The 23,429-nt window shown below is 70.4% G+C and carries 21 protein-coding genes; 9 read left to right on the top strand and 12 right to left on the bottom strand.

Annotation, left to right across the window (positions count from 1 at the left end):
• Positions 1 to 7: 7 nt before the first annotated feature.
• Entirely contained in the window at positions 8 to 1,201 is a 1,194-nt protein-coding gene (locus E1161_RS21275) for an FAD-dependent oxidoreductase (RefSeq protein ID WP_165939896.1), read from the bottom strand.
• Positions 1,202 to 1,682: 481 nt separating this feature from the next.
• On the opposite strand from E1161_RS21275, the gene E1161_RS21270 reads away from it, so the two are divergent.
• Entirely contained in the window at positions 1,683 to 2,372 is a 690-nt protein-coding gene (locus E1161_RS21270; RefSeq protein ID WP_132626024.1) for an HAD family hydrolase, read from the top strand.
• A gap of 61 nt (positions 2,373 to 2,433) precedes the next feature.
• On the opposite strand, the gene E1161_RS21265 is transcribed toward E1161_RS21270, so the two are convergent.
• Positions 2,434 to 2,634 (bottom strand): hypothetical protein, encoded by a 201-nt coding sequence (locus E1161_RS21265; RefSeq protein ID WP_132626022.1) that lies wholly within the window; start codon positions 2,632 to 2,634, stop codon positions 2,434 to 2,436.
• Positions 2,635 to 2,679: 45 nt separating this feature from the next.
• On the bottom strand, positions 2,680 to 3,555 hold the full coding sequence (locus E1161_RS21260) for an alpha/beta fold hydrolase (protein ID WP_235875191.1): 876 nt from the start codon (positions 3,553 to 3,555) through the stop codon (positions 2,680 to 2,682).
• A gap of 122 nt (positions 3,556 to 3,677) precedes the next feature.
• Between E1161_RS21260 and E1161_RS21255 the strand changes: the two genes are divergently transcribed.
• Complete coding sequence (locus E1161_RS21255; RefSeq protein ID WP_132626020.1) at positions 3,678 to 4,586, top strand: helix-turn-helix domain-containing protein; 909 nt, start codon at positions 3,678 to 3,680, stop codon at positions 4,584 to 4,586.
• Between the two features lie 26 nt (positions 4,587 to 4,612).
• On the opposite strand, the gene lexA is transcribed toward E1161_RS21255, so the two are convergent.
• On the bottom strand, positions 4,613 to 5,272 hold the full coding sequence (gene lexA / locus E1161_RS21250; protein ID WP_132626018.1) for a transcriptional repressor LexA: 660 nt from the start codon (positions 5,270 to 5,272) through the stop codon (positions 4,613 to 4,615).
• A 104-nt stretch (positions 5,273 to 5,376) separates the two neighbouring features.
• Between lexA and E1161_RS21245 the strand changes: the two genes are divergently transcribed.
• Positions 5,377 to 5,541 carry an SDR family oxidoreductase gene (locus E1161_RS21245; protein ID WP_328591294.1) on the top strand — a complete coding sequence of 55 codons (165 nt, stop codon included), beginning with the start codon at positions 5,377 to 5,379 and terminating at the stop codon, positions 5,539 to 5,541.
• A gap of 527 nt (positions 5,542 to 6,068) precedes the next feature.
• On the opposite strand, the gene E1161_RS21240 is transcribed toward E1161_RS21245, so the two are convergent.
• Positions 6,069 to 7,172, bottom strand: coding sequence for an ROK family transcriptional regulator (locus tag E1161_RS21240; protein WP_132626016.1), 1,104 nt, complete (start codon positions 7,170 to 7,172; stop codon positions 6,069 to 6,071).
• 108 nt (positions 7,173 to 7,280) lie between these two features.
• Here E1161_RS21240 and E1161_RS21235 point away from each other — a divergent pair, with 108 nt between their 5' ends.
• Positions 7,281 to 8,564 (top strand): DUF1479 domain-containing protein, encoded by a 1,284-nt coding sequence (locus tag E1161_RS21235; RefSeq protein WP_235875194.1) that lies wholly within the window; start codon positions 7,281 to 7,283, stop codon positions 8,562 to 8,564.
• Between the two features lie 309 nt (positions 8,565 to 8,873).
• On the opposite strand, the gene mftD is transcribed toward E1161_RS21235, so the two are convergent.
• Positions 8,874 to 10,046, bottom strand: a complete 1,173-nt coding sequence (gene mftD, locus E1161_RS21230) for a pre-mycofactocin synthase MftD (protein WP_132626012.1) — start codon at positions 10,044 to 10,046, stop codon at positions 8,874 to 8,876.
• A 305-nt stretch (positions 10,047 to 10,351) separates the two neighbouring features.
• Here mftD and mdo point away from each other — a divergent pair, with 305 nt between their 5' ends.
• From mdo to mftM, 4 genes are all read left to right on the top strand, one after another.
• Positions 10,352 to 11,644 (top strand): NDMA-dependent methanol dehydrogenase, encoded by a 1,293-nt coding sequence (gene mdo, locus E1161_RS21225; protein WP_132626010.1) that lies wholly within the window; start codon positions 10,352 to 10,354, stop codon positions 11,642 to 11,644.
• A 95-nt stretch (positions 11,645 to 11,739) separates the two neighbouring features.
• On the top strand, positions 11,740 to 12,909 hold the full coding sequence (locus E1161_RS21220) for an AAA family ATPase (protein ID WP_235875190.1): 1,170 nt from the start codon (positions 11,740 to 11,742) through the stop codon (positions 12,907 to 12,909).
• 10 nt (positions 12,910 to 12,919) lie between these two features.
• Entirely contained in the window at positions 12,920 to 14,440 is a 1,521-nt protein-coding gene (locus E1161_RS21215; protein ID WP_132626008.1) for a VWA domain-containing protein, read from the top strand.
• The gene (mftM, locus tag E1161_RS21210; RefSeq protein WP_235875189.1) at positions 14,437 to 15,342 is read left to right on the top strand and encodes a mycofactocin oligosaccharide methyltransferase MftM; all 906 of its coding nucleotides are present in this window, start codon (positions 14,437 to 14,439) and stop codon (positions 15,340 to 15,342) included. The genes E1161_RS21215 and mftM overlap by 4 nt, the downstream gene beginning before the upstream one ends.
• A gap of 433 nt (positions 15,343 to 15,775) precedes the next feature.
• Here mftM and E1161_RS21205 read toward each other — a convergent pair whose 3' ends face one another.
• The 5 genes from E1161_RS21205 to adh form a co-directional block, all read right to left on the bottom strand.
• Positions 15,776 to 16,444 carry a MadR family response regulator transcription factor gene (locus tag E1161_RS21205; protein ID WP_207920329.1) on the bottom strand — a complete coding sequence of 223 codons (669 nt, stop codon included), beginning with the start codon at positions 16,442 to 16,444 and terminating at the stop codon, positions 15,776 to 15,778.
• The gene (locus E1161_RS21200) at positions 16,441 to 17,811 is read right to left on the bottom strand and encodes a MadS family sensor histidine kinase (RefSeq protein ID WP_235875188.1); all 1,371 of its coding nucleotides are present in this window, start codon (positions 17,809 to 17,811) and stop codon (positions 16,441 to 16,443) included. Before E1161_RS21200 ends, E1161_RS21205 begins: the two co-directional genes overlap by 4 nt.
• Positions 17,808 to 19,046, bottom strand: coding sequence for an iron-containing alcohol dehydrogenase (locus E1161_RS21195; RefSeq protein ID WP_132626006.1), 1,239 nt, complete (start codon positions 19,044 to 19,046; stop codon positions 17,808 to 17,810). The genes E1161_RS21200 and E1161_RS21195 overlap by 4 nt, the downstream gene beginning before the upstream one ends.
• A 249-nt stretch (positions 19,047 to 19,295) precedes the next feature.
• Positions 19,296 to 19,670 (bottom strand): DUF779 domain-containing protein, encoded by a 375-nt coding sequence (locus E1161_RS21190; RefSeq protein ID WP_132626004.1) that lies wholly within the window; start codon positions 19,668 to 19,670, stop codon positions 19,296 to 19,298.
• Positions 19,670 to 21,193, bottom strand: coding sequence for an aldehyde dehydrogenase (gene adh, locus E1161_RS21185; RefSeq protein ID WP_132626002.1), 1,524 nt, complete (start codon positions 21,191 to 21,193; stop codon positions 19,670 to 19,672). Before adh ends, E1161_RS21190 begins: the two co-directional genes overlap by 1 nt.
• 155 nt (positions 21,194 to 21,348) lie before the next feature.
• On the opposite strand from adh, the gene E1161_RS21180 reads away from it, so the two are divergent.
• Complete coding sequence (locus E1161_RS21180) at positions 21,349 to 22,890, top strand: helix-turn-helix domain-containing protein (protein WP_408012006.1); 1,542 nt, start codon at positions 21,349 to 21,351, stop codon at positions 22,888 to 22,890.
• On the opposite strand, the gene E1161_RS21175 is transcribed toward E1161_RS21180, so the two are convergent.
• On the bottom strand, positions 22,891 to 23,424 hold the full coding sequence (locus E1161_RS21175) for a TetR/AcrR family transcriptional regulator (protein WP_235875187.1): 534 nt from the start codon (positions 23,422 to 23,424) through the stop codon (positions 22,891 to 22,893).
• Positions 23,425 to 23,429: the final 5 nt, after the last annotated feature.

The following is a 23,429-nucleotide window of genomic DNA, read 5'->3' as shown; positions in this document are numbered from 1 at the left end:
CCAGCGACTACGCGGTGCTCTCCGGCCAGTCGATGTGGTGGTCGTAGGCCCAGCCCCCGCCCATCGGGGGCGTGCGCTGCCACGTGAAGTGGCGCTTGGTCTTGGTGCTGAGGGTGCGCAGGCGGCGGGCCAGCGGCCTGTGGTGCGCGCGGCTGGTGCCCATCCGGCCTGCGGCGACGACGGCCTCCACCCGGTCCCGGCGCATCCGCTCGAACGCGGCGAGCGCTGCCGCCGGGGTGGGGTGGTCGCGCAGGCAGCGGGCCAGTTGGACGCCGTCCTCCAGAGCCATCGCCGCACCCTGCTCGGACGCCGGAGGGGCGACGTGCAGGGCGTCGCCGATGATGATCGCCCGGTCGGTGTGCCAGCGCGGCACGCTCGGCAGGGCGTGGTCGTCGAAGGACAGGACGCGTTCGGAGTTGCCGATGACGGTCGGCGCGATCGTGGCGTCGCCGGCGAACAGTTCGCCCATCTCGGCGCGCAGCGCGTCGGGGTCCTGCGGTTGGTCCTCGCCGCGCGGAACCGGTGCTCGCAGGCTGGTGAACCAGAAGCAGCCGCCGGAGTGGGAATCGCGGGTGGCGGCGAAGAACGCCTTCGCGCCCACGTAGGAGCGCATCACCTCGGGAGGCGGCGGTTCGCAGCCCGGTTCGGAGGCGTAGCCGTAGACGGTGCGGGTGCCCAGCCGTTCGGGCTCCGGCCCGTCGGGGTCGATCTTCCCGCGCACCATGGAGTTCGCGCCGTCGGCACCGACGAGGACGTCGCCACCGACCCGGCTGCCGTCGGCGAGCGACAGCGCCGTCTTCGCGCCGACCTCGGCGTCCACGACGCGGCTGCCGTGGCGGAACACGGCACCGCGTTCGAGGGCTTGCTCCCGCAGGACCGACGCCAGCACCGGCCAGTGCATCACGCGCGGCAGACCGCGCTGCGAACTCGGGTCGGCGCCCAGCGAGTACCCCATCCGGCTGCCGTCGGGGTTGATCCGCTCGGTGCGGACGAGCGGGAACGACCGGGCGATCACGGGTTGGTGGGCGTGCACGGCCCGCAGCGCGTCCATCGCGTTGGGGTTGAGCCGGACCACGGCACCCTCACCGTGGTCGGCCGGTCGCGCTTCCACCACGGTCACGGCGATTCCCGCGGTTCGCAGGGCCAGCGCCAAGGCCGTCCCGGCGATCCCTCCCCCGCTGACAACGACGTGCTCCAACACATCCCCCAGCCGAACTCGAACCGGCGACGGCCGGCGACTCACCACCGTCCGACCCTAGTCGGCCGCTCACCACGGATCGCCCCAGAACCTCGAACTGTCCGGAACTCCCCGCCCGGCCGCGGATTCCCGGCACCACCAGTGGGCGGTTGTGGTCCGAACCGCCCATCATGAACGTCCTCCCTGCCCGGTCAGTTCGGCAGAACCGCGCGATCTCCTGCCCCGCCTCTCAGCGGGATCCGCCCAAGTGCTTGTAGCCTGCCACTCGGGCGGGCAACCGCGCCCACATGGCCGGTCCGGTCGCCCCGCCCAGACCGATCCGGGGGAGGACGTGCTCGGAATGCTGGTGCGCGAGAACGGTTCCGACATCACCACCGACGAACTGGTGGGGACTCCTCCCCGCTCCGGACCGCCGACCACGCACGACATGCCCGGTGCGCGCCGGTGAAAGCCCTGCACAACTCCGGTAGTGAGGAGCCACGACGTGGACGAGCGCTTGGTGCTGTGGGACGTCGACCACACGCTGATCGACTCGCTTGGCTTGGGCAGGGCGGCCTACCAGCGGATCTTCCCGCAGGTCACCGGGCAGCCGGTGCGCCAGCCTGCGCTGTTGGACGGCCGCACGGACCTCGGCACCATCGACCACATGCTGCGCTCGCACGACATCGAGCCGACCGGTGAGCTGGTGGCGGCGATGACCACCGCACTGGCCGGGGTTTTCGACGAGGTGCGGGTGGTGCTGGCCGACAACGGCCGGGTCCTGCCCGGAGCGCGGGAAGCCCTGGCCGCGTTCGACGCCGACCCGCTGGTGCACCAGAGCGTGCTGACCGGCAACACCGCGGACGTAGCGCGGATCAAGCTCGGCGCGTTCGGTCTCCTCGACCACGTCGACCTCGACATCGGCGCGTTCGGCGACGACCACCTGCGGAGAGGCGGTCTGGTGCCCATCGCTCGGGAGCGCGCCGCGGACAAGCTCGGGATCGACTTCGCGCCGGAGCGGACCGTGCTGATCGGCGACACGCTCAACGACGTGCGCGCGGCCCAGGAGTCCGGCGCGCACCTCGTGGCGGTCGCCACCGGTTCCCACAGCGCCGACGAACTGCGGTACGCCGGCGCCGAGGTCGTCTTCGAGACCCTGCCCGCACCGGACGAACTCCGCCTGGCGCTGGGCTGAGGTCTTCAATCCTGGGCGGCCTGCCCCGTCGGCGACGAGCAGGTCGCGTCCAGACCTCAGCTCATCGGCCGAGCCGACGGTAGAAGCGCTCGCGCTCGACGGTGACCACCTCCAGCCAGCGGACCCCTTCGGTGCACAGTGGACAGTGCAGCGCCAGGCCTTCCAGCGCCGGCCTGCATCGGTCCAGCCCCGAGCGAAGCTGAAGAGGCACGATCAAAGCCGTGCACCGATCGGGCTTCATCTCAAGCTTCGCCGTGAACATGATCGCCAGAGGATCACCCGGCCGCGCAGCAACCGAAATGACCCGTCACAGCTCGCCCGGCTGCTCCACTCCGGAATTCATCACGAGGAACGCCGACACGCGCTCCGCTTGCCCGACCACGGAGTGCCCGATGTCGGGCAGCACCCGCACCGTCGCGCGGGGCGCGTTCCGGAGCCTGCGGCGCGTCTCAGTGGTGTCGAACATGGCGTCGCGCTCCCCCGCGATCGCCAGCACCGGCATCGGCAGACCTGCCAGTTGCGCATCGGTGAACACCGGAAGCCGTTCGGTCCGAGGCCGGAACGCGCGGTGGATCTCGGTGAGGTAGTCCAGGAACGGCGGGTCGTCCAACCCGGCGACCTTCGCCGCCGACCGGCGCTGACCCCACGGCCCCAGCAGCCGCAGCAGGATCACCGGGAGCAGCCAGCCGTAGGTCTGCCTGCCGATTCCCGCCGGGCACAGCAGGACCAGCCGACTCACCCGGCTCGGTCGCCGCACGGCGTGGTCGAGCGCCACCCAGGCACCCAGCGAGGCGCCGACCACCGCCGCGTCCTCCAGGCCGAGTTCTTCGAAGACCCCGTCAAGCCAGCGGGCGTGGGCGTCGGAGTCGAGCGGCGGACGCACCTGAGCGCTCAGGCCGGGCTCGCCGGGCAGGTCGAGGGCGAGCACGCGGAAGTGCCTCGACCACTCCGGGAACTCCGCCCGCCACATCGCGGTGTTGGTCCCGGAACCGTGCAGCAGCACCAGCGGCGGGGCGTCCGGCGACCCGCTCTCGAGCACGAACGCCTCGCCGAGCGAGGTGTGGACGGTTCGCCGCATCGCGGGCACCGGCCAGTCGTCGAGCAGCTTCCGGTAGGAGAGCTGGATCGCCAGCCTCCCCCGCTCGGACCTGTAGATCTCCGCTTCGTCCATCTCTTGCCCCATTGCTCCCTATACTACTCCACAAAGCGCATGTTGCGTGCGTTTGAGTAATCTTACATCGATTTCCTCGTAACCATGGAAAATGTCTTGAGTCTCCAGCCGCTGGAAGGTCGAAGGTGGATCCCGTGAGCGAGGAACCCGAGCTGTTCACCATCGGTGAGCTGGCGCAACGCACCGGACTGGCGGTGCGCACCATCCGCTTCTGGTCCGACAGCGACGTCGTGGTGCCCAGCGGGCGTTCGACCGGCGGCTACCGGCTCTACGACGCCGAAGCCGTCGCGCGCCTGGACCTGGTCCGCACGTTGCGGGAACTGGGCCTCGACCTGCCGTCGGTGCGGCGGGTGCTGACCAGCCAGGTGACGGTCCAGGACGTGGCCGATGCGCACCTCGCGGCGCTCGACGCGGAATTGCGCACGCTGCAGGCCAGGCGCTCGGTGCTGCGGTGGATCGCTCGACGTGGAACCACTACCGAGGAGATGAGGACCATGCACGAGGTGGCGAAGATGTCCGCCGACGAGCGGCAGCGCATCATCGACGACTTCGTCCAGCGCACCTTCGACGGCATCGACGACGACGCTCCGGGCGCGAGCATCGCCCAGGGCATGCGCTCGATGCCCGCCGCACTACCGGCCGATCCGTCCACCGAGCAGGTGGACGCGTGGATCGAGCTCGCCGAGCTGGTCAGCGACGAGGACTTCCGGCGACGCTGCCGCGAGATGGCGGTGACCGGCTCGCAGGGCATCGAGCAGCCCGGCGGCTACTCGCCGGAGAAGACGATGGAGCACGCCGCCACGGCGCTGCGCGAAGGGATCACGCCGGAATCCGCCCGCGGCAAGGAGGTCCTGGACCGCATCGTCGATCCGGACTTGAGCTCCGATGACCGGCGCGCGCTGGCCGATGCGGTCGAGACCTTCACCGATCGCCGGGTGGAGCGCTACTGGCAACTGCTGGGAGTGCTCAACGGCTGGCCGGCCTCCGACCCGCACGTCCCCAACTTCGAGTGGCTCATCGAAGCACTGCGTGCCCACGCCTGACCTGCCGAGTGCCGGGCGCCGGGGGGTCAGACGTTGCGGAGGACCGAGACGACGGCTCCGAGGATGACGGCGTCGTCGCCGTCGATGACCTCGTAGGCGGGGTTGCGCGGTTCGAGGTGGACGTGGCCGTTGCGGCGGCGGAACACCTTGACCGTGGCCTCGTCGTCGAGCATCGCGGCGACGATCTGCCCGGAGTGCGCCTCGGGCTGCTGGCGCACGACCACGATGTCGCCGTCGCAGATCGCGGCGTCGACCATCGAGTCACCGCGCACTCGCAGTCCGAAGACGTTGCCGCGCCCGGTGAGTTCGCGCGGCAACGTCAGCACGTCGTCGACGTGCTCCTCCGCGGAGATCGGCACGCCGGCGGCGATGTCACCGACGACCGGGACCGGAACGGACTGCTCGTCAGTGGGCCGGGACTGCCGGTCCTGCAGGAAGACCCGCACGTCGATGGGCCGGGAGAGGGTTTCGCTGCGCCGCAGGAAGCCCTTCTCCTCCAGGCTCGCCAGGTGGCGCGACACCGAGGAGGCCGAGCGCAGCCCGACCGCTTCACCGATCTGCCGAGTGCTCGGCGCGTAGCCGTGCTTGACCACCCAGTCCCGGATCGTGGCCAGGATGCGCTGCTGGCGCTCCGGCAGGATCGAGGTGTCCAGGTGTTCTAGGTCGAGATCGTCGGATGCGGTCATCCGGAGCATCGTAATCGCCCCGTCGGCGGGATGACCTACCTGGTCACCGCCGCCCCGGCCGTCGCCGACCCGGGCGCAAGATTGAAACATGTTCTACTGCTCGGGTGAACCTGCCCGCGGACATGGTGAGAACGCCGCAGGGCCGGGCCGCGGCCCCGGAGGAGGTGGCGACCTTCGTCGTGTTCCTGGCCAGCGAGGAGTCGTCGTTCGCCACGGGTTCGGAATTCGTCGTCGACGGCGGCCTCGTCGCTGACGTGCCGCACGGATGACGCTCGCGCCACCGTCCAGCGCGACTCGCTCGACACCGTCGATCACCTCCTGCGCGAACACCTCCCACGGGTACCGCAGCGCCACGGGAGACGATCCGACGACGTTGATCCCCGCGCCGAGCAGCCGCTCGACGTCGGCCATCGCTCGACCGGACGGGTCTCGCCCATGGCGCAGCGAACGGCGCAATCCGGTCGTGCGGCGAGGATCTCGTCGAGGTCACCGGTCGCGGCGATGCCGGTGCGGCGGTCGAACCCGGCGAGTTCACCGGCGTCCCGGCCGATCTTGCACGCGTTGAAGACCCACACGCCGGTCAAGCTCGACACTCGGCGGCGTCGAGAACGCCCGCGAAGCCAGTCCTCCCAGGTTCCCGGTGCCGATGTGAGCGACCCGAACCCCCACAGCGCCCACCTCCTCGCGAGCAGGCAGCACGCCGAAGACCACCCGCACGAACCGATCCCCTGGAACATGTTCCAGGTTCCCGGGTGGCGTTCACGAGGGCAGTCGGACGGGAGCCGCGCTGGTCGCGCTACTGCTCGGTGGCGTGCTGGATGATCCGGGTGCGAAGAACGTCGATCGCATGCGCTCGGGCTCCGGCGAGTTCCGGGTCGTCGAGCGTCGACCTGGTGTAGGCGACCTCGCGTGGTGCGGCCGAAGCTCCGGTGAGCGCGTCGAGCACCTCTGGGTCGCGGCCCCAGGTGCCGCCGAGGACGACGAGCTGCGGGTCGGCGAAGGCGATCATTGCCAGGACCACTCCGCGGATGGCGTCGGCCAGCTGCGGGAGGACATCGCCGTAGCGGGCGCGGAGCGCGTCGACGTCGATGGCTGCCGTGGCGGACTGGCGGAGGCTGGTCTCGCGGAAGAACTCGGTGAAGTGGATGGCCGAGCCGTCCGGACCGGTCGTGATCACGTGGGCGATCTCGCCGATCAGTCCGCTGCCGCCGCGGCGGACCTCGCCGTCGGCGACCACCGCTGCACCGAGCCCCTCGCCGAGGTGCAGGTAGACGAAGTTGTCGACACCGCACGCGGAGCCGTCCTCCCGCTCGGCGCGAGCCGACCAGTTCACGTCGTTGTCGACCAGGACGTCGCCGGAGACGAAGGGGGCCAGCACGGCGACCGGGTCGAGGTCACCGACGAGGAACGGCTCCTCGGGCAGTCGGACCAGTCGGCCGGTCTCGCGATCGACCGGGTCCGCTGCGCTGATCACCGCGCAGCGCAGCGGCACGCTGCCCGCGAGCTGCCCGGCAACATCGCCCAGCGCTGCCGCCGCCTCCTCCTGGCCCACCGCGCGCCCCAGCGCGGCCCGAGCACCGGCCACGACGGCGCCGAAGGCGTCGACGGCCTCGGCCCGCACACCGCGCGGGGTGATCTCGGCGACCAGTGCTGCACCCGACTCGGGGGCCAGCGAGTAGTAGGAGCCAGCCCTGCCCCTGCCGGTGGTGCGCTCCCCGGTGTCGGCGAGCACGCCGGACTTGGTGAGCCTGCGGACGCTGTCGGAGATCGTGGGTTTCGAGATCCCGGTCAGCGCGGCGATCTCGGTGCGGGTCAGCCGCTCGCTGTCCATGATCGCCCGCAGGACGTGCTCATCGGTCATGGAGCGCAGCAGCTCCAGCGAGGGCTTGGAGGTCGGCATCGAGCCAGTTTAGTCAGGAGTCTTGCCGAAATGCTCGACGCCGACTACCTTCGGCCCACCACTTCTTTAGTAAGGGTTCCTGACCAAAGGAGTTCAGGGGTGACCACCATGCCCAGGACACTGCCGTCGCTACCGCACTGGGAGACTCCACCCGCCGATCTCACGGGCGCGATCCGGGAGGTCAAAGCCGGGCTGCGCGCTCGCATCGAGTCGTCCGGACGCAGCGTCGAAGAGGTCTTCGCCGTCGTGGAGGACCGGGTCCGCACGCGAGTGGCCGAGGTCCGGGAGCTGCGGGAACGCGGCGAAGGGGTCTGGCCGGTGATCGACTACGCCGACATCGCAGCGGGCACCGTGCCGCCCGAGCAGGTCGAGGCGGTGCGCAGGCGCGGTTGCGCGGTGGTGCGCGGGCACTTCGAGCGCGCGCAAGCGCTGCTCTGGGACGAGAGCATCGTCCACTACGTCGAGCGCAACGCGTTCTTCGAGAACTACCGCGGCCCGGGCGACGACTTCTTCGGCAGCGTCGGCTCGGAACCCGAGATTTACCCGATCTACTGGTCTCAGGCCCAGATGCGGGCACGGCAGAGCGACCGGATGGCTCGGGTGCAGTCGTTCCTGAACTCCTTCTGGAAGCACGAGTCGCACGGCGTGCGCTGGTTCGATCCGGACCGCGACGCGCTGTACCCCGACCGGATCCGACGCCGACCGGAGGGCGCCGACTCGGCGGGCCTGGGCACCCACAGCGACCCGGGCACCCTGGACCTGTGGATGACCGCGTCCTACCAGCGGGCGTTCCGGCACCTCTTCGACGGCAGCGTCGAGGAGTACGACCCGTGGGACGCCGCGCACCGCACCTCGGCAGGCCAGTACCCGGGATCGACGATGTGCTCGGCGTTCCGCACGTTCCAGGGCTGGACAGCGCTGTCGGACATGGACCACGACCAGGGCGTGCTGCACACCGTGCCGATACCGGAGGCCATGGCCTACCTCATGCTGCGCCCGCTGCTGCCCGACGTCCCCGAGGACGACATGTGCGGGGTGACCACCAACCAGGTCTTCCCCGCCGACCACAAGTGGCACTCCGACCTCCTCGACGGCCTGGTCGGGATTCCCGACGTCGAGGCGGGCGACTCGGTGTGGTGGCACTGCGACATGGTCCACAGCGTTGCGCCGGTCGCCGACCAGCGGGGGTGGGGCAACGTCATGTACATCCCGGCAGCGCCGTGGTGCCCGCGCAACGAGGAGTACGCAGCGCGCGTCCGCCAGGCCTTCCTGACCGGGTCCAGCCCGACCGACTTCCCCGCCGAGCACTACGAACGCGACTGGGAAGGCCGCTTCACCTACGACCAGCTCAACGAGACCGGCCGCCGGGGGATGGGTTTCACCGAGCCCTGAGCAAGCGTCCGGTCACGGCTGACTAGCCACGTTCGCACGAGTCCGGTACTCGGGCAAGGGGTTTCGGATGAGCTGGTGCAACGTGATCGCGACCGCCACCGCGAGGGCGGCGAAACCTGCTCCACCTCCCCGACCGACTGCGGTGCCCCGTCCTCCCGAGGACCGGGCACCGCAGTCACCCCTCTCCCCTCGACGTGGTCCCGTCATGAGCACCGGATTTCAATGGAACTCGGGGTTCTGATTTCCACTGGAATCGGGAACTCCACCCGGGGAGGTGACGCGGTGGGCCGTGTCGGGGACCGTGCGAGATCAGTGCTCGGAGACGGGGTGCCGGGTGAAATCCCTCGGGATGATGAGGTCGTCGAGGGTGAGGTCGTCGATCGAGGGACGGCCGAGGGCCAGCAGGGAGGAGTCGATGCCGGACCGGAGGATGTCGAAGACGTTGCGGACTCCGGCTTGCCCCTCGGCCGCGAGGCCCCACAGGTAGGCGCGGCCGATGAGGACGGCCCGGGCGCCCAGCGCGAGCGCCTTGATGACATCGCTGCCTCGCCGGATCCCGCCGTCCAGCAGGACTTCCACGTCGTCGCCGACGGCGTCGGCGATCGCCGGGAGGAGACGGATGGTGGCCGGCGTGGAGTCGAGGTTGTTACCGCCGTGGTTGGACACCGAGATCGCCGTGGCGCCGATGTCCCGGGCGCGGCGGGCGTCGTCGGGATGCGTGATGCCCTTGATCATGAACGGTCCGCCCCAGCGCTCCCGCAACCAGGCGATGTCCTCCCAGGTCGGAGGCGGGGTGAACATCCACTCGCCGTAGGCGCCGAAGAAGGTCGGCGCGGGCTCCCCGCGCGGCACCATGTTCGGGGTGGTCAGGTCCGGCAGCCCGTGCCGCAGGAACCCGCGCAGCCACCGGGGCCGCAGCAGTCCTTGCGGGGCGAAGCTCAGCTTCGTGCGCAGGTCCAGCTTCTCCGGGATCGGGGGACTCCCCCAGTCGCGCCCGGTGGCGAAGCACCAGTCGAGCGTGACGATGAGGCCCTTCGCTCCGGCCGCTCGGGCGCGCTCGGCGCGAGCCAGCACCTTCTCCCGGTCGCCGACCCAGTAGACCTGGAACAACGTCTTCGGGTTGGCATCGGCCACGTCCTCGACGGATCGGCTGGCGAACGAGGACAAACCGATCGCCGTGCCGACCTCGGCCGCCGCCCGCGCGACCGCTACCTCGCCCTCCGGGTGCACGGCCTGCACACCGGTCGGCGACACCAGCACCGGTAGCGACAGCTCCTGCCCCATCACAGTCGTGGACATCTCGCGCTCGGCCGGCAGGTCCGCCACGCGCGGCGCGAAGCCGAGCTCGCCGAAGGCACTGATGTTGTCGTTGAGCGTGGCGCCGCGCTCGCTGCCCGCCACCAGCGCCAGGTACACCGACCTGGGCAGTCGTCTGCGGGCGCGCCGGTGCGCCTCCGCCACTGTTTCGAACCACTCCGCCATGCCGCACCACGCTAGGGCCAAGTGCCAGCGAGAGCACCGTGCGACCGGGTCCACTCACACCCGTCCGATCGAACGGGTCAGCGCGGGTACCTGACCGTTCGGACGGGTGCGTCCCTCCCCGACAGTCCGGACATGGGTTCTCGGACGAGGGGTTCTGGGTCGCAGCCGTTCTCCCCGCGCGATCTCGGGCACTAGCTTCCCGGGCATGGCCGGGTTCGACGCCGACGTCCCCCGGAAACGGCCGGGCGCTCCCCTCCCCCGGCCGGAGAGCAACGTGCAACGACGCGCGTGGAAAGGACAGCGACATGCAGGTCGATGAGCTGCTCAAGCCGTTCCCGATCAAGGAGTTCCACCCGTTCCCCCGCGCACTGCTGGGACCCGGTTCGCACGAGATGATCGGCCCGGAGGCGCTGAAGCTGGGCTTCAAGAAGACGCTGGTGATGACCTCCGGCCTGCGCGGCACCGACATCGTCCACAAGATCGTCGAGTCGATGCGCTACCACGGCCTGGAAGTGGTGGTCTACGACCAGGTCGAGTCCAATCCCAAGGACTACAACGTGATGGACTCCGTCGCGATGTACCAGGAGAACCACTGCGACTCGTTCGTGTCGATCGGTGGCGGCTCCTCGCACGACGCCTGCAAGGGCGCGCGCATCTCGGTGGCCCACGACGGCCGCAACGTCAACGAGTTCGAGGGCTTCAACAAGTCCGAGAACCCGAAGAACCCGCCGCACATCGCGGTGTCCACCACGGCGGGCACGGGTTCGGAGACGTCCTGGGCCTACGTCATCACCGACACCACCACCGACCCCGGCAACCCGCACAAGTACGTCGCCTTCGACGACAACTCGGTGGCCTCGCTGGCCGTCGACGACCCGGTGCTCTACTACGACTGCCCGGTCGACTACACCGCGCAGTGCGGTTTCGACGTGCTCGCGCACGCCTCCGAGCCCTACGTGTCGCGGCTGAACTTCCCGCCGTCGCTGGGCAACGCGTTGCACGCGATCAAGCTGACCGCCCAGAACCTGCGCCAGGCGGTGTGGAACGGCCAGGACCTGCCCGGCCGCGAGGGCATGATGTACGCGCAGTACATCGCCGCCCAGGCGTTCAACTCGGGCGGTCTGGGCATCATCCACTCGATCTCGCACGCCGTGAGCGCCTTCTACGACACCCACCACGGGCTCAACAACGCCGTCGCGCTGCCGCGCGTGTGGGCGTTCAACATGCCGGTGGCCTACAGGCGCTTCGCCGACATCGCCGAGGCGATGGGCATCGACACCCACGGCATGACCGACCCGCAGGCGGCCGACGCCGCGCTCAACGCCGCGATCCGGCTGCTGCGCGACGTGGGCATCCCGGAGCGGTTCGTCGACGTCAACGCCGACAGCTACTCGAAGAACCGGCTCGGCCAGGGCCCGACGAAGTTCTACGAGCAGGCCAAGGAGATCAAGGGCGACTCCGGCGACGTCGACCGCATCACCAACCACGTCCTCGGCGACGCCTGCACCCCGGGCAACGCCAAGGAGTGCACCTTCGACACCGTGCGCCCGGTGGTCGAGCACTGCATGACCGGGGATCTGGACGATCTGCTGACCTGATCCCTCCCCCGGACCGGCCGTGGTGCCGCGCCCTCCGACCGCGCGGCACCACGGCCTTCCCACCACCGCACCGCTCGAACTCCGGAGGTATCGCAGTGCTCGACGACATCGCGGATCAGCCCGGCGACAAGCCCTTCGAGTCGGTGGAGGAGGTGATCAGCCGCTTCGGCGAGCACGGGTACATCGCCGACCGCAGGTTGGCCACCACCGTCTACCTCCAGTCCAGGCTGGACAAACCGCTGCTGCTGGAAGGCCCGGCCGGCGTGGGCAAGACCGAACTGGCCAAGACGCTGGCCGAGGCCACCGGCCGGAAGTTGCTGCGGCTGCAGTGCTACGAGGGTCAGGACGAGAGCAAGGCGCTCTACGAGTGGGACTACGGCAAGCAGCTGCTCTACACCCAGATGCTGCGGGACAAGATCGGCGAGATCATCGCCGACGCGCCGGACCTGTCCACCGCGATCGACCGGATCGGCGCGCAGGACAGCCTGTTCTTCTCCGACCGATTCCTGGCCGCGCGACCGCTGCTGGAGGCCATCCGCGGCGATCAGCCGGCTGTCCTGCTGGTCGACGAGGTGGACCGGGCCGACGAAGCACTCGAAGCGGTGCTGCTGGAATGCCTGGCGGAGTTCCAGGTGTCGGTTCCCGAGGTGGGCACCTACACCGCGACGACTCCGCCGTACGTGGTGCTGACCTCCAACAACACGCGCGACCTGTCGGCGGCGCTGAAACGCCGCTGCCTGCACCTCTTCCTGGACTACCCGGATCACGACCGCGAGCTGGAGATCGTCCGCTCCAAGAACACCGGACTGCCGGAGAACCTGGCCGAGCAGCTGGTCGCGGTGGTGCGGCAGCTGCGGGCGCTGAAGCTGCGCAAGGCCCCGTCGATCTCGGAGACCATCGACTGGGCCCGCACGCTGGCGGTCCTCGGCGCCGACGAGCTCGGCTCGGACGTGCTGGCCGAGACGGTGAACGTGGTCGTGAAGTACGAGCGCGACCTGCACCAGGCGCTCGACGTCATCGGGCACATGGCCGACCCGAACCGCGAGATCCCGCAGCAGCTGCCGGCCCACGGGCACGGACATGGGCACGGTCACGGGCATGACCACGGCGAGGCCGACGGCCGGGAGGTCCGCGCGGCCAAGGACGCACCCGGTCGGCACGACGAATCCTACTACGGCGCACCGGGATCGAGCGGTTCCGGCCAGCGGCCGACGGGCGGTCAGGGACATCGCTCGTTCTCATCGGTGACCCGGCGCAAGTCGTGAGGAGCGGGCCGTGGAATCAGCTCTGCACCGGTTCGTCCGCCTGCTGCGCCTGTTCGGCATTCGCATCTCGGTGTCCGAGGCCACCGACGCGATGCGCTGCGCCGCCCAGCCCGGGATGCTCGACGACCGCAACGCGCTGCGCGACGCCCTGAAGGTCGCGATGATCAAGGACCGGCGCGACGAGGAGGTCTTCGACGAGGTCTTCGACACCTTCTTCACGCTGCGACCGGTGGTTCCCGACGACCACGAGCAGGAGCACACCCACGAGCACGACGACCTCTCCGACACCGGCGAGCTCCAGTCGTTCACCGTCTCCGAGGAGCCGGCCGACACACCGCAGGAGGGCCACACCCACGCCAAACCCGCCGACATCCGGGACTACTTCGACCCCGAGGACCTGGCCCAGCAGTACAACCTGCACCAGGAGAGCAACAAGATCGACCTGGCGTCGATGACCGACGAAGTGGTGTTCTCCAGCGACAACAGCAGTGCGGGCGGTGGATCGGTGCCGTCGGTGCAGCTGGAGACCGAGCACCTGCACAACGCGGGCACGCCCGGATCGCTGGCCGAGCACACCGGTCACCGCATCGACACCCGGCTGAGCATCGCCGAGGAGCAGACGCTGCTGGACTGGCTCGCCGACGACGAGGGAGCGGACGACTCCACGCCGCGCGGGCAGCTCACCGGGGTGCTGGAGAACCTGCCCGAACTGCTCAAGCAGCACCTGGCCAAGCTCGCCGAGCTGGAGCGCACGGCCAAGGAGTCCCGAGAGGTCACCACCGGCCGGCTCGACCGCGTCGACGAGGGCGAGCGCCAGCAGCTGGAGGAGTCGCTGCGCCGGATCGTGCACAGCCTGCGCGGCGCGCCGATCAGCAAGCGCCGCAACACCCCGCGCGGCAGGGTGCACCCGGCTCGCACGATGCGGCGCAACATGCGCTACGACGGCGTCCCGTTCCGGCCGGTCACCGTGACGCGGGCGGAGGACAAGCCGCGGTTGATCGTGCTGGCCGACGTGTCGCTGTCGGTGCGTTCCACCGCGCGCTTCACGCTGCACCTGGTGCACGGGTTGCAGTCGCTGTTCACGCAGGTCCGCACGTTCGCGTTCGTCGACGACCCGGTTGAGATCTCGGAGCTGTTCACCGACCACCCCTTGGAACGCGCGCTCGGACTGGTCTTCGACGGGCTGCCGCAGGGCGGGATCCTCGACGTGGACGGGAACTCCGACTACGGAGCCACTTTCGCGACGTTCCTCGACGAGTTCGGCAACAGCCTCAACCGGCGGACCACCGTGCTGGTCCTCGGTGACGGACGCGGCAACGGCAACGACCCGAACGTCGAAGCGCTGGCCGAGATCGCGCGCCGGGCGCGGGAAACCATCTGGCTCACCCCGGAACCGCGCTACTCGTGGCGGTTGGGGCGCTGCGACCTGCCGGACTACGCCGACCACTGCGACCGGGTGCAGGTGGTGCGCGACCTGTCGGGGCTGGCGAAGGCGGCCGAGTCCATCGCGACGGAGGTGACCGGGCGGTGAGCGCCGGAGAGCGCTCGGCGCTGCACCACATCGATCCGCTGGCCCCGCACGGCCACGACCCGCTGGTCACCGTCTCGCGGCACGAATCGCCGTGCGACGCGCGCGTGCAGGTGACCCGCACCGGGCACTTCTGCCTGCACCGACGCGATCACCACATGGAGATCAGCCACTGGTTGCGGCCCGATCAGCTGGACAACAACCTGGCTGGCATCCTCGCCGACGAGCTGTTCGCCCCCGGCTGGCTCAGCGGGGTCGAGGTCTTCGAGCGGGTCTTCACCGAAGTGGTGCAGTCGGTGATCGACGACCCGCTGCGAGCGTGGACGACGTTCTACGACAACACCTTGTCGCGCATCCGGGAGCGCTGGTCGACTCCGGCGGGATGCGCGCCGCACTCCTCCATCGCCGACTTCGCCCCGCTGTACCGGCGCGTCCTGCGGCTCGCCCCGCCCGGGCGGGTGCTGGACCTGGGCTCGTGCTTCGGGTTCCTGCCGCTGCTGCTCGCCGAACGCGGCGAGCACTCGGTCATCGCCTCCGACCTGGCCCCGGGCAGCATGCGCCTGCTGGAGACCGTCGCGGCCACCCGAGGTCATCGCATGCACACGCTGGTCTGCGATGCCGCCCAGGTTCCGCTGCCCGACGGCACCGTGGACACGGTGACGGCCGTGCACCTGCTCGAACACCTCGACCCCGGCCGGGGAGACGCGGTCCTCGCCGAAGCCCTCCGCCTCGCCCGACGCCGAGTGATCATCGCCGTCCCCTACGAGGACGAGCCCACCGCGGCGTTCGGCCACGTCCGGACCTTCACCCCGACCGACCTCCACCACCTCGGCGACAGCACGGGATTCGCCTACGAAGTGACCGACCACCACGGCGGCTGGCTCGAGATCCGCACGGCCCCCTGATCCGCTCCGGCGAATCCCAGATGAGGCGGAACCGGCCGCGGGAGGCCGCAGCACCACGTGGGACAGCGGGCTCCGCGGCTTCCCGGAACGGGTCGAGGAACCAGGGAGCCACGATGCCGTGAACACGACCCGGTTCCGCCGCGCGAACGCCGTCGCGGACGCGGCGCGATCGACTCGATGATCACCTCGTCGTGCCGCTGCGACTCGGGCAGGAACGGGGCCACGCAACCGCTGCGGCTGGACCGGGAGGAGAAGTCCGTCGCCAGGTGCACCGTCGCACCGGCTCCCGGCCGCCAACGAGCCGCCCGCGGTGCCTTCCCCGCCCCCGGCGGGCCGCTCACGAGCACCACATCACCGGCCACACTCGAAAACTGATCCGGCACAGCGCACCACGACCGTCCACACGTCCGCGTCCCCCTCGCGAAGGGCGGCGCTAGATGAGGTGGAGCTTGCTGGCCTCGTAGACGGCTTCGGCACGACTGGTGGCGGTGAGCTTGCGCATGATGTTGCGGACGTGGAACTTGACCGTGGTCTCGGAGATGAACAGCTTCGCTCCGATGTCGCGGTTGCTGAGCCCGTGGGCCAGTTGGCGCAGGACGATGAGCTCCCGTTCGGTCAGGCGCGGGTCGCTGGACGGCGAGTTCAACGTCTCGACCATGGCCGCGGCCGAGCGGGAGTCGAAGGAGCTCTCCCGGCGGGCCACTGCGCGGATGGAGCCGACGAGCTCGGTAGTGTCGACGTCCTTGACGACGTAACCCCGCGCACCGCGGTGGATGGCCTCGACGACCAGTCCGCCGTCGAGGAAGGTCGTCAGCACCAGCACCCCGAGTCCCGGGTGCAGCTCGGTGAGCTGCCCGCACAGGTGCAGTCCCTCGGTGTTGTCGCCGGTGGAGAGCTTGAGGTCCAGCAGGACGACGTGCGGGCCGGTGGCGGCGACCACGTCCACCGCCTCGGCAGCGGTGGCGGCCTCGCCGACCACGTGCAGGTCCTCCTCGCGTTCGAGCACAGAGCGCAGCCCGTGCCGGACGATCGCGTGGTCGTCGACGAGCACGATCCGCACCTGCTCGCTCGGCGTGCGCTGGCCTGAGCCCGGTGGGTTCACGGCATGACCTCCCGGGTCGATGACAGCGGCACCCGCAGCTGCAACGCCACTCCGCCCATCCGCGAACGACGGATGCCCAGCGTCCCGCCGAGCTCCTGCGCGCGGGCGGCCATGTTGGCCAGGCCGCGGTGCCGGCCCGCCAGATCGGTCGCCGAGGACAGCTTCAGCGATCGCCGCAGCTGCGCGGGATCGCCCGTCCCGTCGTCGGAGATCGTCAGCCGCAGCTGCTCGGGCTGGTAGACGAGTTGCACGACGGCACGGGTGGCTCCCGCGTGCGAGACGACGTTGAACAGCGCCTCACCGGTGAGCCGCAAGATCGAGCTCTCGTCCTCCGGTCGCAGCGGAGCGGGGCTGCCCGCTACCCGCACCTCCACCTTCAACTCGCTGGACAGGTGCACGGTGGACAGCTGCTTGAGCAGGATCGGCAGCGAGCCCGGGGGTTCTTCGGCGCCGTGGTGCAGCGCGTAGATCGCCGCGCGCAGGCGTTCCACGGCCTGCTGGGTGAGTCCCTTGGCAGGTGCGAGCTTCTCCGCGACGTGCTGGGCTTCAGGACCCATCTCGGCGAGTTCGGAGCGGCACACCTCGACGGTCATGCCGGCGCTGAGGACGTACTGGGTGACGGTGTCGTGCAGCTCGCGGGCGATGCGGTGGCGTTCGTCGTCGAGGGCCTGGCGCTGCATCGCCTCCACGAGACGTCGCTGGGTCTCCTGCAGTTCGGCGTTGCGGGCGGCGAGGTCCCTGGCCTGCTGTGCGGCGGCCTCGGAGAGCTGTTCGGTGCGCCCGCGCAACTGGGCGGCGGCGTGGAACAGGAACGAGTTGTGCACGGCGACGGCGGCCTGGTTGGCCAGCACCCGCATGATCGCCAGGTCGGTGTCGGCGACCTGCACGTCGCCCGGCCAGCCGACGATGCCGCCGACGGGCTCGTCGTCCAGGGTCATCGGCGCCCGCACCCAGCCGGGGCCGTCGGGAGCGAGTTCGACCTCCCACGGCCGAGTTCGGATCACGTCGAGCTGATCTTGCGCTTCCGCCGGCAGCCGGTCCTCGTCGTCGACGAGTTCGCCGTGGTCCAGCAGCAGGAACCGGGGCCGGGCCGCGCGCAGGGCTCCGTCGGCGATTCCCAGCAGCAGCCGGTCGGCCTGCAGGTGTTCGGCGGCGGCGCGCACCACGGCCTCGACGAGCGTGCGGGGGCCTTCGACGGTGCGCACCAGTGCCCTGGAGATGCGGTCGAGCGCCTGCACCGCGCATTCGAGGCGTTCGGCGGAGCGCACGTACTCCGGGTAGAACGAGCGTTTGCCGGACCGCAGCCCGGTCAGGACGCCGAGGTCGTCGCCGAAGTCGCCGCCTGAGGTGCCGGCACCACCGCTCACAGCGCCGCCCGGAACAGTCCAGCGATGTCGGTCGCCCGCGCTTCGCGCGGATTCGTCGTCAGGCAGGCGTCTTTGAGCGTGTTGCGAGTGAGCACCGGTATGTCCACATCGGACACCCCGAGCGAGCGCAGCGTCTGCGGGACACCGACGACGTCGGCCAGTTCCCGCACCCGGTCGGCGAGGGTGAAGGCCACCTCGACAGGGGGAACTCCTGCCGTGTCGATCCCGATCGCCGCGGCCACCGGCACGTAGCGCGAGGGGTCGGCCTCGGCGTTGAAGCGGATCACGTGCGGCAGCAGCACCCCGTTGATGACCCCGTGCGGGGCGTCGAGCAGACCGCCGACCTGGTGGCTCATGGCGTGGGTGGCGCCGAGGATGGCATTGGTGAAGGCCATCCCGGCTTCCAGCGCGCCCTGCGCCATGGCCACGCGCGGTTCGGCCTCGGTGGGGCGGAACAGGGTGCGGGCGAGGTTGCCGGTGATGAGCTTCGCGGCGTGCAGCGAGTGCTGCTCGGTGAGGGTGTTGTGCGCGCGTGAGACGTAGGACTCGATGGCGTGGGTGAGCGCGTCCAGGCCGGTCGCGGCGTTGAGCCAGTCCGGCATGCTGGTCAGCAGCCGAGGGTCGACCACCGAGATCTCCGGGACGAGGGCGCGGCTGAGGATGGTGATCTTGGTGGCGTTCGCGGTGTCGGTGATGATCGCGAACTGCGAGACATCAGCACCGGTCCCCGACGTCGACGGCGCCATGACCAGCGGCGGGATCGGGTTCACCACCTGGTCCACGCCTTCGTAGTCGAGGATCCGGCCACCGTTGCCGGACAGGATCGCCACGCCCTTGGCCGCGTCGATCACCGAACCACCGCCGACGCCGATGATCACGTCGGCACCGGACTCGGCGTAGCGCTGGTGCGCGGCCTCGACCTCGTGATCCTTGGGATTGGGCGTGACGGCGTCCCACACGACCGCGCTCAACCCGACCGCGTCGAGATGTCCGGCGGCTTCGGCGGCCCACCGGGCTTCGGTGATGCCGCCGTCGGTGACGAGGAAGGGCCGGCGCGCGCCCAGCCGACGCGCGCAGTGCCCGAGCTCGGCCAGCGCGCCGGGCCCGAACACGACCTCCGGGACGTGGAACTTCGCCAGCCCCGGCGAGTCGCCGTTCGGCGGCGCGATCTGCGGCCCGGCCAGCTCGGCGACCGCTGGTTCACGCGAGCTGGGCACCCGGCTTCGCACTGTCATCAGGCATCCTCCAGGCACCGGAGCGGGGTGTGCGCGGCGCGGACCTCGACGATCACCGATCGGCCGACGGGCCGAACCCCGACCCATCCTAGCCCGAGGAGTGACCTGAACCACACCTCGACCGCCGTCGACCAGATCCCACTGACCGGGGTCGGGCGGTCCGCGTGGCGGGGGAATGAGGTGGGAGTGAGCGGGGCCCACCCGGTGGGGCGGGCCCCGTCCATCGCCCCCCTCGAACGACGCCGCCGATCAGGCGAGGCCGAACGCCTCCAGCTCGTCGTCGGTGAGCAGCCGGGAGCGGATCAGGAACCGGACACCCTCGGGGGCTTCCAGCGAGAACCCGCTGCCCCGGCCGCGCACGACGTCGATGGTCAGGTGCGTGTGCTTCCAGTACTCGTGCTGCGCCGCCGACATCCACACCGGAACCGCATCCCCGTCCACCTCCAGATCTCCGAGGTGCACGTCCGAGCCGCCGGTGCGGAACTCCCCCGCCGGGTAGCACATCGGGGCGCTGCCGTCGCAGCACCCGCCGGACTGGTGGAACATCAGCGGACCGTGGTCGGCCCGGAGGCGGCGCAGCAGCTGCGCCGCCTCCGGTGTCACGGCGACCCTGGCGAGCTCCATCAGAAGAAGCCCAGCTTGTCCGGCGAGTAGCTGACCAGCAGGTTCTTGGTCTGCTGGTAGTGCTCCAGCATCATCTTGTGGTTCTCGCGGCCGATGCCGGACTGCTTGTAGCCGCCAAAGGCCGCGTGCGCCGGGTAGGCGTGGTAGTTGTTCACCCACACCCGGCCGGCCTGGATCTCGCGACCGGCGCGGTAAGCGGTGTTGGTGTCGCGCGACCACACCCCGGCGCCCAGGCCGTAGAGGGTGTCGTTGGCGGTCTTGATCGCGTCGGCGTAGTCGTCGAAGCGAGCGACCGAGACGACGGGGCCGAAGATCTCCTCCTGGAAGATCCGCATCTTGTTGTGGCCCTCGAACACCGTCGGCTGCACGTAGTAGCCGCCCGAGAGCTCGCCGCCGAGGTCGGCCCGCTCCCCACCGGTGAGGACCTTGGCGCCCTCCTGCTTGCCGATGTCGAAGTACGACAGGATCTTCTCCAGCTGGTCGTTGCTGGCCTGCGCGCCGATCATGGTGTCGGTGTCCAGCGGGTTGCCCTGCTTGACCGCCTTGGTGCGCTCCACGGCCTCGCCGAGGAACTCCTCGTAGATGCCGCTCTGGATCAGCGCCCGCGATGGGCAGGTGCACACCTCGCCCTGGTTGAGCGCGAACATCGTGAAGCCTTCGAGCGCCTTGTCGTAGAAGGCGTCGTTGGCCGCGGCCACGTCGTCGAAGAAGATGTTCGGGCTCTTGCCGCCCAGCTCCAGCGTCACCGGGATGATGTTCTCGCTGGCGTACTGCATGATCAGCCGCCCGGTTGTGGTCTCACCGGTGAAGGCGATCTTGCCGATCCGGTTGCTGGAGGCCAGCGGCTTGCCCGCCTCCACGCCGAAGCCGTTGACCACGTTGAGCACGCCCGCGGGCAGCAGGTCACCGATGATGCTGACCAGCACGTGGATCGAGGCCGGGGTCTGCTCGGCCGGCTTGAGCACCACGGCGTTGCCGGCGGCCAGCGCGGGCGCCAGCTTCCAGACGGCCATCAAGATCGGGAAGTTCCACGGGATGATCTGGCCGACCACGCCCAGCGGTTCGTGGAAGTGGTAGGCCACCGTGTCGTCGTCGACCTCGCCGAGGCTGCCCTCCTGCGCGCGGATCGCTCCGGCGAAGTAGCGGAAGTGGTCGATGGCCAGCGGGATGTCGGCGGCCAGGGTCTCGCGGACCGGCTTGCCGTTCTCCCAGCTCTCGGCCACGGCCAGCTTCTCCAGGTTCGCCTCCATGCGGTCGGCGATCCGGTTGAGCACGTTGGCCCGCTCGGCGACCGAGGTGCGGCCCCATGCCGGGGCCGCGCCGTGCGCGGCGTCCAGCGCGCGTTCGACGTCGTCGGCGGTGCCCCGGGCGATCTCGGTGAAGTCCGCACCGGTCACCGGCGTCGGGTTCGCGAAGTACCCGCCCTTGGCCGGGGCCACGTACTCACCGCCGATGTAGTGGTCGTAGCGGGATTCGTAGGCCACGACGCTGCCCTGCGTACCCGGCGCTGCGTACTTGGTCATGCGTTGCCTCCTGCACGAGAATTTCCGTTGTCGCGCGGAATCGTGTCGCGCCTCACGTTGCAACGAGGTTGCACCCACCGGACGCCTGACCGAACGGACGGTTTTGGTCCTGATGGCGGGCAGCGCTCTTGTCCCCGGTGCTGCGCGTGGTCATCATGACCCCACGCGTCGACGCCGACGTCGGGACTGGAGGCAGGGTGCGCACCGAGGAGGAACCCACCACCGCGACGATGCTCGCCGACCCGCTGGAGTACGCCTCGCTGCTGGGACGCGTGTGGGACGCGGTGTTGCGCGGTGACCGCGCGCCCCGCTCACCTCGGACGCTGGTCTCGGAGTCCTGGCAGCGTTCGCTGGCCGCCGAGATCAACCCCGACTCCTGCGAGGCACCGGTGGTCTGCGAGCGCGACGAAGTCCGCGACATGCGCACCGAACATCCGCTGGCCGCAGCGATTCCGGTGCTGCGGCAGACCGTGCTCGACGTCGCCGACGAGGCGATGCACGTGATGATCGTGACCGACCGCGACGGGCTGATCCTCTGGCGCGAGGGCAACTCCGCGGTGCAGCGGCGCGCCGACCAGGTGCGGCTGAGCGAGGGAACGCGGTGGGCCGAGGAGGCCATCGGCACCAACGCCATGGGAACCACCCTCGCGGTGGGGAAGCCGGTGCAGATCTACTCCGCCGAGCACCTGGTGCGCACCTACCACGACTGGACCTGCGCGGCGAGCCCCATCCACGACCCCGACACCGGTGACGTGCTGGGATCGGTGGACATCAGCGGCCCGCTGCGCACCGTGCACCCGGCGATGGTGTCGCTGGTCAGCGCCGCCGCGCAGCTTGCCGAGAGCCACCTGCGCGCGCGGATGGCCGCACGCGACGAGCAGCTCCGGGCTCGCAACATGCCGCACCTGCGGGCGCTGCGGGGCGAGGCCGGCGCGCTGCTGACCCGCACCGGGCGGGTGCTGGCGGTGGAACCGGGCGCGTCGCTGCTGCCCGAGCGCGTCGACGTCACCGACGGCCGGGTCACGCTCGCCGACGGCCGCGAGGCGGTGCTGGAACGCCTCGCCGAGGGATACTTGCTGCGGCTGCCCGATTCGCCGGCGGCGCGGACGCGTCCCCGGCCCGTGCTGTCGTTGTCCTTCCTGGACTCCGCCGGGCCGCGCGCGGTCCTCGACGGGCGCGAGGTCCCGCTGTCGCTGCGGCACGCGGAGATCCTGACGCTGCTGGCGATGCGTCCGGCGGGCCTGACCGCCGACCGGTTGGCCTTCCAGCTCTACGGCGAGCGCGGGAACCCGGTGACCGCCCGCGCGGAGATCCACCGGTTGCGCACGCACCTGGGCGAGCACGTCATCGCCACCAAGCCCTACCGGTTGCAGGCGGCGGTCGACGCGGACTTCCTCACCGTGCGCCGCGCGCTGCACGACGGCGACATCCGCACCGCCTCGGAGACCTACCGGGGACCGCTGCTGGAGGCCAGCGAGGCACCGGCGATCCGCGACGAGCGGGAGGAGCTGTTCGCGTCGCTGCGCAACGCGGTCCTCGACCGCGGGGACGTGGCGGCGCTCTGGGCGCTGTTCCGCGACCACCCGACCGACGACCTGGAGGTCCTGGGGCAGCTCGCGCACCGGCTCCCCCACCACGACTCCCGCCGGCCGCTTGTCACCGCCCGGATGCAGCAGGTCCTCGCCGGCGAGTCCTGATCAGGCCCGCAGACCGGCGAGCATGACCTCCACGACCCGCTGGACCGACTCCACGCCGCCGGGGACCGGCAGGTGCGACGACAGCGCACCCTCGACCATCTCGCAGATGAGTGCCAGGTCGTCCGGGCCGACATCGCCGCGGATGGCACCGGCCTCCTGCGCCTCGCGCAGTCCCGGAGCCAGGACCGAGACCAGCTGACCGGCGTATCGGCGCTGGTCGGCGGGCGGGAGCTCGCGGAACAGCCGCACCAGCGGACGCCGCGAGATCTGCTCGTCGAACAGCTCCTCCAGCACCTCGATGAAGTCGCACTCGGCGACGAGCTCGCGCAGCAGGTGCAGCTTGCTCTCGGCCACCGCGATCCCGAGGGCGTAGCGGTCCGAGAAGTGCCGGTAGACCGTGGCCCGGCCCAGGCCGGAGCGGCGGGCGATCTCCGACAGCGGCACGAGGTCGACGTCCTCGGCGAACGCCTCGTCGGCGGCCCGCAGGATGACCTCGCGATTGCGGCGCGCGTCAGTACGGCGAGAGCTCAGCACCGACT

The sequence above is a fragment of the Saccharopolyspora aridisoli genome, assembly GCF_004348445.1.
Taxonomy (GTDB): Bacteria; Actinomycetota; Actinomycetes; order Mycobacteriales; family Pseudonocardiaceae; genus Saccharopolyspora; species Saccharopolyspora aridisoli.
The sequence above is the reverse complement of the archived record's forward strand: the minus strand, read 5'-3'. Positions and strand labels throughout refer to the sequence as shown.

What these genes read in the sequence shown, in the direction of transcription:
- mftD (WP_132626012.1), bottom strand. Translation starts at nt 10,046, where the DNA reads ATGGCGGAGTGGTTCGAAACAGTGGCGGAGGCGCACCGGCGCGCCCGC.
- E1161_RS21240 (WP_132626016.1), bottom strand. Translation starts at nt 7,172, where the DNA reads ATGCCGACCTCCAAGCCCTCGCTGGAGCTGCTGCGCTCCATGACCGAT.
- lexA (WP_132626018.1), bottom strand. Translation starts at nt 5,272, where the DNA reads ATGACCGCATCCGACGATCTCGACCTAGAACACCTGGACACCTCGATC.
- E1161_RS21195 (WP_132626006.1), bottom strand. Translation starts at nt 19,046, where the DNA reads ATGACAGTGCGAAGCCGGGTGCCCAGCTCGCGTGAACCAGCGGTCGCC.
- E1161_RS21190 (WP_132626004.1), bottom strand. Translation starts at nt 19,670, where the DNA reads ATGGAGCTCGCCAGGGTCGCCGTGACACCGGAGGCGGCGCAGCTGCTG.
- mdo (WP_132626010.1), top strand. Translation starts at nt 10,352, where the DNA reads ATGCAGGTCGATGAGCTGCTCAAGCCGTTCCCGATCAAGGAGTTCCAC.
- E1161_RS21265 (WP_132626022.1), bottom strand. Translation starts at nt 2,634, where the DNA reads ATGTTCACGGCGAAGCTTGAGATGAAGCCCGATCGGTGCACGGCTTTG.
- E1161_RS21235 (WP_235875194.1), top strand. Translation starts at nt 7,281, where the DNA reads ATGCCCAGGACACTGCCGTCGCTACCGCACTGGGAGACTCCACCCGCC.
- adh (WP_132626002.1), bottom strand. Translation starts at nt 21,193, where the DNA reads ATGACCAAGTACGCAGCGCCGGGTACGCAGGGCAGCGTCGTGGCCTAC.
- E1161_RS21180 (WP_408012006.1), top strand. Translation starts at nt 21,349, where the DNA reads ATGACCCCACGCGTCGACGCCGACGTCGGGACTGGAGGCAGGGTGCGC.
- E1161_RS21260 (WP_235875191.1), bottom strand. Translation starts at nt 3,555, where the DNA reads ATGGGGCAAGAGATGGACGAAGCGGAGATCTACAGGTCCGAGCGGGGG.